The sequence below is a fragment of the Streptomyces sp. NPDC058401 genome, from assembly GCF_042722885.1.
Classification (GTDB): domain Bacteria; phylum Actinomycetota; class Actinomycetes; order Streptomycetales; family Streptomycetaceae; genus Streptomyces.
In genome coordinates, this window is the sequence record NZ_JBHXKA010000221.1 from 1 (window position 1) to 7,791 (window position 7,791).

8 protein-coding genes are annotated in these 7,791 nt (G+C 72.9%); 1 reads left to right on the forward strand and 7 read right to left on the reverse strand.

Translation table 11 applies throughout. The annotated features are described in order from the left end of the window. Nucleotides 1-42: 42 nt before the first annotated feature. From ACFWNV_RS38400 to ACFWNV_RS38420, 5 genes are all read right to left on the reverse strand, one after another. Nucleotides 43-741, reverse strand: coding sequence for a DUF4191 domain-containing protein (locus ACFWNV_RS38400; RefSeq protein ID WP_383956581.1), 699 nt, complete (start codon nucleotides 739-741; stop codon nucleotides 43-45). A 10-nt stretch (nucleotides 742-751) separates the two neighbouring features. After that, complete coding sequence (locus ACFWNV_RS38405; protein ID WP_267758543.1) at nucleotides 752-949, reverse strand: hypothetical protein; 198 nt, start codon at nucleotides 947-949, stop codon at nucleotides 752-754. Nucleotides 950-1,205: 256 nt separating this feature from the next. Next, nucleotides 1,206-2,153 (reverse strand): lipoyl synthase, encoded by a 948-nt coding sequence (lipA, locus tag ACFWNV_RS38410; RefSeq protein WP_383956585.1) that lies wholly within the window; start codon nucleotides 2,151-2,153, stop codon nucleotides 1,206-1,208. A 110-nt stretch (nucleotides 2,154-2,263) separates the two neighbouring features. After that, nucleotides 2,264-3,061 carry a lipoyl(octanoyl) transferase LipB gene (lipB, locus tag ACFWNV_RS38415; protein WP_383956587.1) on the reverse strand — a complete coding sequence of 266 codons (798 nt, stop codon included), beginning with the start codon at nucleotides 3,059-3,061 and terminating at the stop codon, nucleotides 2,264-2,266. 88 nt (nucleotides 3,062-3,149) lie between these two features. Then, complete coding sequence (locus ACFWNV_RS38420; protein WP_383956591.1) at nucleotides 3,150-3,491, reverse strand: hypothetical protein; 342 nt, start codon at nucleotides 3,489-3,491, stop codon at nucleotides 3,150-3,152. A 173-nt stretch (nucleotides 3,492-3,664) separates the two neighbouring features. Between ACFWNV_RS38420 and ACFWNV_RS38425 the strand changes: the two genes are divergently transcribed. After that, nucleotides 3,665-5,134 (forward strand): regulator, encoded by a 1,470-nt coding sequence (locus ACFWNV_RS38425; protein ID WP_383956593.1) that lies wholly within the window; start codon nucleotides 3,665-3,667, stop codon nucleotides 5,132-5,134. Between the two features lie 255 nt (nucleotides 5,135-5,389). Here ACFWNV_RS38425 and ACFWNV_RS38430 read toward each other — a convergent pair whose 3' ends face one another. Beyond that, on the reverse strand, nucleotides 5,390-6,607 hold the full coding sequence (locus tag ACFWNV_RS38430; protein WP_383956596.1) for an FAD-dependent oxidoreductase: 1,218 nt from the start codon (nucleotides 6,605-6,607) through the stop codon (nucleotides 5,390-5,392). A 224-nt stretch (nucleotides 6,608-6,831) separates the two neighbouring features. Next, on the reverse strand, nucleotides 6,832-7,725 hold the full coding sequence (locus tag ACFWNV_RS38435; protein WP_383956599.1) for a TIGR01777 family oxidoreductase: 894 nt from the start codon (nucleotides 7,723-7,725) through the stop codon (nucleotides 6,832-6,834). Nucleotides 7,726-7,791 lie beyond the last annotated feature (66 nt).

Sequence of the window (7,791 nt, forward strand, 5' to 3'; positions counted from 1 at the left end):
GGGCGCCCCTCTGTGTCGTATGCGTTGTATACGAAAAGCGGATCAGCGCATCTTTCCGCCGCGCGGCATGCGCATCCCCTTGGGCATCGGGCCCTTCGGGATCGGCATGTTGCTCAGCAAGTCGCCCATGGCCCGCAGCTTGTCGTTGACCTGGGTGATCTGCGGCCCGGAGAGGACACGGGGCAGCTTCATCAGGGTCGTACGGACCTTCTTGAGCGGCACCTCGCCCTCGCCCTTGCCCACGATGAAGTCGTGGACCGGGATGTCGGGCATGATCCGGGCCAGCTTCTTCTTCTCGTTCGCGAGCATGGGCTTCACCCGGTTCGGGTTGCCCTCACCGATCAGCACCACGCCGGCCTTGCCGACGGCCCGGTGGACGATGTCCTGCTGCTTGCTCATCGCGACGGCGGGGGTGGTGTTCCAGCCCCGGCCCACGTTGTCCAGTACGGCCGCGGCCGCGCCCGGCTGTCCCTCCATCTGTCCGAAGGCGGCCGTCTCGGCTCGCCGTCCGAAGATGATCGCCATCGCCAGGAACGCCACCAGGAAGCCCAGGATGCCCAGGTAGACCGGGTGGTCGATCAGGAAGCCGATCGCAAGAAAGACACCAAAGGTGACGATTCCCACGCCCGCGACGATCAGACCGACCTTCGGGTCGGCCTTGCGCGTCATCTTGTACGTCAGGGCGATCTGCTTCAGTCGCCCGGGGTTCGCAGCAGTCTCTGCGTTTGACTTCCTCGCCATGCAGGGAAGTTTACGTGGCCTTCTCGGTCCGGGTCGCCGCGGCCTCGAGTACGTGCTCGGTTTCGACCCGGTCCTTGGCCCTGCGGCGGTCTTCGAGGACGGCCGTCCAGGCGTTCCGGCGGGCGCCGCTCATGAGCAGCGACTCCAGGCCGCGGACGGCGTCGGTGAAGGACGGAATGGCGGTGGCGCGTACGGGCGCGGCCTGCATGGTGTCGACCCTTTCACGGTGCTCACGTCGGGGGTGGCCAAGCGTGTGTGCGGTGCGTCCAACAATCGTCACTGACTGGTGTTACCAGGACGTGACCGACTGGTCAAACAGTGATGAAACCTTGATGCGGCCCACCAGGACTCTCGCTAGGAAGAGCCTAGGGGCCGCATCAGTGCGGGGTTACCCGTAAGTAAGGCTTTGTGCGCGAGTTCACATACCTCCCGCACCATGCGACCCGGCAGTCGCCTCAGTCACCTCAGACGGTCGCGCGCTTCTCCATCGCCTGCTGGTAGAGGCGGCCGGCGCGGTACGAGGACCGCACCAGCGGGCCGGACATGACTCCGGAGAAGCCGATCTCCTCGGCCTCCTGCGCCAGCTCCACGAACTCGGCCGGCTTCACCCAGCGCTCGACGGGGTGGTGGCGCGGCGAGGGCCGCAGGTACTGCGTGATGGTGATGAGCTCGCAGCCCGCCTCGTGGAGGTCCTTCAGCGCCTGGCTGACCTCCTCGCGCTCCTCGCCCATGCCCAGGATCAGGTTGGACTTGGTGATGAGGCCGTACGCCCGCGCCCGGGTGATGACGTCCATCGAGCGCTCGTAGCGGAAGCCCGGGCGGATGCGCTTGAAGATGCGCGGCACCGTCTCGATGTTGTGGGCGAAGACCTCGGGGCGGGAGGCGAAGACCTCCTCCAGCAGCTCCGGGACCGCGTTGAAGTCCGGGGCGAGCAGCTCGACCTTGGTCTGCCCGGCCGCGCGCTCCGCCGTCTGCTGGTGGATCTGGCGCACGGTCTCCGCGTAGAGCCAGGCTCCGCCGTCCGCCAGGTCGTCGCGCGCGACGCCCGTGATGGTGGCGTAGTTCAGGTCCATCGTGACGACGGACTCGCCGACGCGGCGGGGCTCGTCGCGGTCCAGCGCCTCGGGCTTGCCCGTGTCGATCTGGCAGAAGTCGCAGCGCCGGGTGCACTGGTCGCCGCCGATGAGGAAGGTGGCCTCGCGGTCTTCCCAGCATTCGTAGATGTTCGGACAGCCGGCTTCCTGGCACACCGTGTGCAGTCCTTCGCCCTTCACCAGGGCCTGCATCTTGGTGTACTCGGGACCCATCTTGGCCCGCGTCTTGATCCACTCGGGCTTGCGCTCGATGGGCGTCTGGGCGTTACGGACCTCTAGGCGCAGCATCTTGCGTCCGTCGGGTGCGACTGCGGACACGACCGGCTCCCTGTGACTTCGATTCTTCGGCGCCCACCAGGGTACGCCCGTAATTTCATACGCTCTTACGTCGGCCAACCTGCGGGCGGCCCGACCCATTCCCGGGCGTACTAGCCCGCGGCGGGCTCTATCTCCCGCGGGCGCAGCTCCGCCTGCTCCAGTACGTCCTTCAGGTGCCGTTCGATCACCGGGAGCACCTCGGCGATGGTGATCTCGCGGCCCAGCTCGTAGGAGAGCGAGGTCACACCGGCGTCCCGGATCCCGCAGGGGACGATCCGGTCGAACCAGGTGTTGTCGGGGTTCACGTTGATCGCGAATCCGTGCATCGTGACGCCCTTGGCGACCCGGATGCCGATGGCGGCGAGCTTGCGGTCCTCGCGGCGCTGGCCGGCGTTGGACGGGGCGTACTCGGGGCCGTTCAGCCGCGGGTCGAACTCCTCGTCGTTCAGCCGCGGGTCGAAGTCCAGCGAGAGGCCGCCGATCTTCGGGCGCTGCTCCACCGGGTCGCCGAGCACCCAGACCCCGCTGCGCCCCTCGACGCGGGTGGTCTCCAGGCCGAACTCGGCGGCCGTGCGGATCAGTGCGTCCTCCAGGCGGCGGACGTGGGCGACCACGTCCACGGGGCGGGGCAGCTTCATGATCGGGTAGCCGACCAGCTGGCCCGGGCCGTGCCAGGTGATCTTGCCGCCGCGGTCCACGTCCACGACGGGCGTGCCGTCGAGCGGGCGCTCGTTGTCGGCGGTGCGCCGGCCGGCCGTGTAGACCGGCTGGTGCTCCAGCAGCAGGCAGGTGTCCTCGATCTCGTCCGCGTAGCGGGCCGCGTGGACCCGGCGCTGCTCTTCCCAGGCCACCGTGTACTCGACGGCCTCCGGGCCGAAGCCCATGCGGACAAACCCAAGCTCAGCCACCGCGGCGCCTCCTCGTTGAACCTGCCGACGAACTTGCTGTGTGCACCTATCGCACCAAGCAAGGGTACGGCGGCCCCCGGGGACCCTGTCAGCCGCCCGTCCCGGACACCGCGAAAGGCCCGGGATCGGGGGGTCCGGGGAGCTGTTTCGGCCGCCTGCGGCCCTCCGGGGGCCGGTCCGGGTCCTCGTCCGCCCGGGGCAGCCGGCGGTGCCCTTCGGTGTGGTCGTTCACCCAGCCGCAGACCCCGCACGCGTAGCGCCCGTCGAGACCCGCGATGTAGGTCCCGCACCGCCGGCACTCCGCCTCGGTCAGCTCGGGCGCGGCCAGCTCGGGCACGTGCGGCACGGCCGTGGACTCTGCGTGGCTGCCGTCGCCGTCGGGGCGCACGCAGCTGCCGGGGCGATGCTCCCCGGTGGGCCGGCGGGTCATGGGGCGCAGCGTACGCGGGTGGAGGGGGTCGGTCCGTAAAGAGACCCACCGGTTCTGCACACGATCGGATGAATGTGGGACAGAGAGGGCGGTACGGGCGAGGTTCGCCGCTACATTCACGCCGTTCACAGGGCCGGGACTCCGGTCCGTCACGTCAGGAGACCGTGGAGCCGATGACGGAACGACCTGCCCAGCGTGTCCCCAACCGGCAGCTCTCGGCACTGATCGCCGAGGCCGGGTTCTCCAACGCCGGGCTCGCCCGCCGTGTCGACCAGCTCGGTCTGGAGCACGGTCTCGATCTGCGGTACGACAAGACCTCCGTGACCCGCTGGCTGCGCGGGCAGCAGCCGCGCGGCACCACCCCGGCGCTGATCGCGGAGGTGTTCACCCGGCGCCTGGGGCGGCGGCTGTCGGCCCAGGACCTGGGGCTGGACGCGTGCGCCCCGGTGTACGCGGGCCTGGAGTTCGCGGCCACCCCCGAGGAGGCCGTCGACATCGCGAGCGGGCTGTGGCGCAAGGACTCCGGTTCGCACGCCGAGCTGCGCAAGATCGCCTTCACCCCGGCCGGGCTGGTGGTGCCCAGCCGGGACTGGCTCATCGGGCGGGCCGACGAGCGGGTCGGCCGGGGCGCGGAGCAGGCCGCCCTGCGCGTGCCCGAACAGGGCCGTCCCGAACCGGGCCGCGCCCTGCCCGGCCGGGCCTCGGTGCCCCGGCAGCGGCAGATCGACCGCGGGCCCGGGCAGCGGGTGACCGGCGGTGACATCGCGGCGCTCAGATCGGTCGGCGAGCTGTTCCGCACCCTGGACCACGCCTACGGTGGCGGCCATGCCCGCCAGGCCCTGGTGCGGTACCTGGAGCACGAGGCCGAGCCGATGCTGCGCGGCACCTACGGGGAGACCACCGGACGCCGGCTGTTCTCCGCCGCGGCCGATCTGACCCGGCTCGCGGGCTGGACCTCGTACGACATCGCCGCGCACGGGCTCGCCCAGCGGTACTTCGTCCAGGCGCTGCGGCTGGCCCAGGCCGCCGGGGACCGGCCGTACGGGGCGTACGTGCTGATCACCATGAGCCGGCAGGCGGTCTACCTCGGCCACGGCCGGGAGGCGGTCCAGCTGGCCCGGGTCGCCCAGCAGGGCGTGGGCTCCGGGCCGCCGCCGGTGGTGCAGGCGCTGCTGCACTCGGCCGAGGCGCGCGGACACGCGGTGCTCGGGGAGGTCAGGGCGTCGACGGCCTCACTGGTGCGGGCCGAGCGGGCGCTGGGCGCGGCCCGGCCGGGCGACGACGTACCGCACTGGGCGCGCGACTACGACGAGGCGCAGCTCGCGGACGAGTTCGGGCACTGCCACCGGGACCTCCAGCAGTACCGGGCCTCGGCGCAGCACGCGGAGCGGTCCCTGCAGCTGCGGGCACCCTCGTACGCGCGGTCGCGGCTGTTCTGCCGGGTGGTGCTGGCCACGGCGCGGCTGGGGCTGGGCGAGCTGGACCAGGCGTGCGCGCTGGGCGCGGAGGCGGCGCAGCAGGCGAGCGAGATGCGGTCGGTGCGGGCGGTGGAGTACGTACGGGACTTCGAGCGGCGGCTCGAGCCGTACCGGGACGCTTCGGCGGTGCGGGGGTATCGGGACCGGGTGGCCGCCTTGTCCTGACCCTGCGGGTCGGCTGCGGGGCTCTGCGGGGGCCGCTCCCCCGGGGCCCGGGGGGCTGCGCCGTGGAGTCCCTGCGGGTTCGCTCCCGGGGCTCCGCCCCGGACCCCGCTCCTCAAACGCCGGAGGGGCTGATCTTCCCTGCGGACGGATCTTGCCCTGTGGGCTGATCGGCCCCTCCGGCGCGCGTGAGTGGTACCGGCCGTGGTGAGTCGTACCGGGCGCGGTGGGTGGTACCGGCCGCGGTGGGTGGTCGGGTCAGGCGGCCAGGGGGAGGGCGGGGGCCGGGGTGGCCGGGACGGGGATGCCGACGTCGCGCAGGAGGGCGGCGGCGGCTCGGCGGGCGGAGCGCAGGGCTCCCTCGACGGTGTTGGTGTCGCGGTGGTCGCCGCACACGTACAGGCCGGCCAGGACCCTGACGGTGCGGCGGGTGTCCTGGGGCGGCGGCATGGCGGGGACGGCCTCGGGGGTGTGGTGGACGGCGAGCAGGTCCCAGTCCCGGGTCGCGGTCTCGTAGAGCCGGGCGAGGCGCGAGGCGACCGTCCGGGTGGGCGGCGGCGGGCCGAGCACGGTGGTGGTGACCAGGCTGCGGCCGGCGGGGGCGCGCGTCGGGTCGACGGCGCTCATCACCGCGGTGTGGGCGACGGGCCAGTCCGGATCCCCGTCCAGGAGCAGCGAGCCGTCCCAGGGGAGCGGGGTGGTGGTGGCGTGGTGCATCACGGTCACCTGGTGGAAGGCGGGCACGCGCAGGCCGGGGAGCAGTTCGGCGGCGGCGCGGGCGCCGGTGGCCAGGACCACGGAGCGGCAGCCGAAGTCGCCGTGCTCCTCGGTGGTGACCAGGCTGGTGGCGACGGAGCGGACCCGGACCCCGGTGCGCACGGTGCCGGGCGGCAGCGCGGCGGCGAGCAGTCCGGGCAGGGTGGCGGCGCCGCCCTCGGGTACGGCGAGGCGGCCGCGCGCGAAGGTGCGCAGGGCCAGGTCGGCGACGCGGCTGGAGGTGCCGAGTGCGGGGTCGCGCAGGAGCGCGGCCAGGAGCGGGCGCAGCGTCGTACCGAGGCTCCTGGAGCTGAGGGCGGCGTGCGCGGTGCGCTCGGGTCGGGCCAGGAGGCGTTCCTCGGGCAGGGCGGCGAGGCGGGCGAGCGCGGCGCCGATCCGGGCCTGGTCGAGGGAGCCGCTGGTCAGGGCGCGGGCGGGGGTGAGGGCCCCGGCGCGCAGTGTCCTGCCCTCGCTGTGGACGAGGGCTCCGTGCGCGAAGGGCTTGAGGACCAGGCCTTCCAGGCCCGGGGTGCGGGCCGGTTCGGCGTAGGCGGTGTTGAGGAGCTGGCCGATCCGGTCGAGCCGGAAGCCGTCCACGGTTTTGGTGGCCATCCGGCCGCCGGCGTCGTCCGCGCCCTCCAGGACGATGACGGTGACCCCGGCCGCGATCAGGTGGTGCGCTGCCGCGAGTCCGGAGACTCCGGCTCCTACGATGACCACGTCCGCATGGTGTGCGTGTGCGCTGGCGCTGTTGAGCACGTGCCCCTCCCCGAGGTCGGCCCGGCTGTGTGGGGAACCTCCTTCCCTCAACGGGGTCGAGCGGAACCCGAGTTGGGCGGGCCATTGCGGGTGATGCGGTCAACTCCGGTCGCACGACGGTCGCATTCGGCTCACATGCGCCTCGAAGTGTGCGCCGGGGCGCTCCCCCGGAGCTCCGGGGCGTTTCAGGCCTCCAGCGCGGCCCTGATGGACTGTTCGATCCCCGGGTACCGGAAGACGAACCCGGACTCCAGCAGCCGGGCGGGACGCACCCGCTGGCTGCCCAGCACGTCCTGGGCGAACTCCCCGAGCACCACGCGCATGACCGGCGCGGGCACGGCGAACACGGCCGGGCGGTGCAGGACCCGGCCCATCGCTGCGGTGACCTCGCGGTTGGTCAGGGGCTCGGGGGCGGTGAGGTTCACCGGCCCGGTCAGGGCGGGCGTGTCGATGATGTGGCGCAGGGCGGCGATCTCGTCGTGCATCGAGATGTGCGACCAGTACTGGCGGCCGTTGCCGAGGCGGCCGCCGATGCCGGCCTTGAAGATCGGGAACAGCTTCCCCCAGGCCCCGCCCTCGGCGGCGACGACCAGTCCGGTACGGGCGTACACGGTCCGGACCCCGGCGTCCCGGGCGGGCGCGGCGGCGGCCTCCCACGCGACGCAGACCTCGGGGAGGAACCCCTCCCCCGCCGGGGCGTCCTCGTCGACCGACCGGTCGCCCGTGTCGCCGTAGTACCCGACGGCGGACCCGCAGACGAGCGTCGCGGGCGGCTCGTGCATGGCGGCGACGGCCTCGGCGATGGCCGCGGTGCCCTTGACCCGGCTGTCGCGGATCTCCCGCTTGTAGGCGGCCGTCCAGCGGTGGTCCCCGACCCCGGCCCCGGCAAGGTGCACGACGGCTTCGCAGCCGGCGAGCCCGGCCGGGTCCACGTACCCCCGCGCCGGATCCCACCGCGCCTCGCCGGGCCCGGCGGGCTCCCGCCGCACGAACCGCACGACCTCGTGCCCGTCGGCCGTCAGTGACCGCCCGAGGGCGCTGCCGATGAGTCCGGTGGCACCGGTGACCGCGATACGCATGCCCCCATCTTGACAGCGCGCCCAAGCCGAGGGGCGATCCCGGGCCGGAGGCCGGGGCCGGGGCCG

What these genes read in the sequence shown, in the direction of transcription:
- ACFWNV_RS38400 (WP_383956581.1), bottom strand. Translation starts at nt 741, where the DNA reads ATGGCGAGGAAGTCAAACGCAGAGACTGCTGCGAACCCCGGGCGACTG.
- ACFWNV_RS38405 (WP_267758543.1), bottom strand. Translation starts at nt 949, where the DNA reads ATGCAGGCCGCGCCCGTACGCGCCACCGCCATTCCGTCCTTCACCGAC.
- ACFWNV_RS38420 (WP_383956591.1), bottom strand. Translation starts at nt 3,491, where the DNA reads ATGACCCGCCGGCCCACCGGGGAGCATCGCCCCGGCAGCTGCGTGCGC.
- ACFWNV_RS38425 (WP_383956593.1), top strand. Translation starts at nt 3,665, where the DNA reads ATGACGGAACGACCTGCCCAGCGTGTCCCCAACCGGCAGCTCTCGGCA.
- ACFWNV_RS38435 (WP_383956599.1), bottom strand. Translation starts at nt 7,725, where the DNA reads ATGCGTATCGCGGTCACCGGTGCCACCGGACTCATCGGCAGCGCCCTC.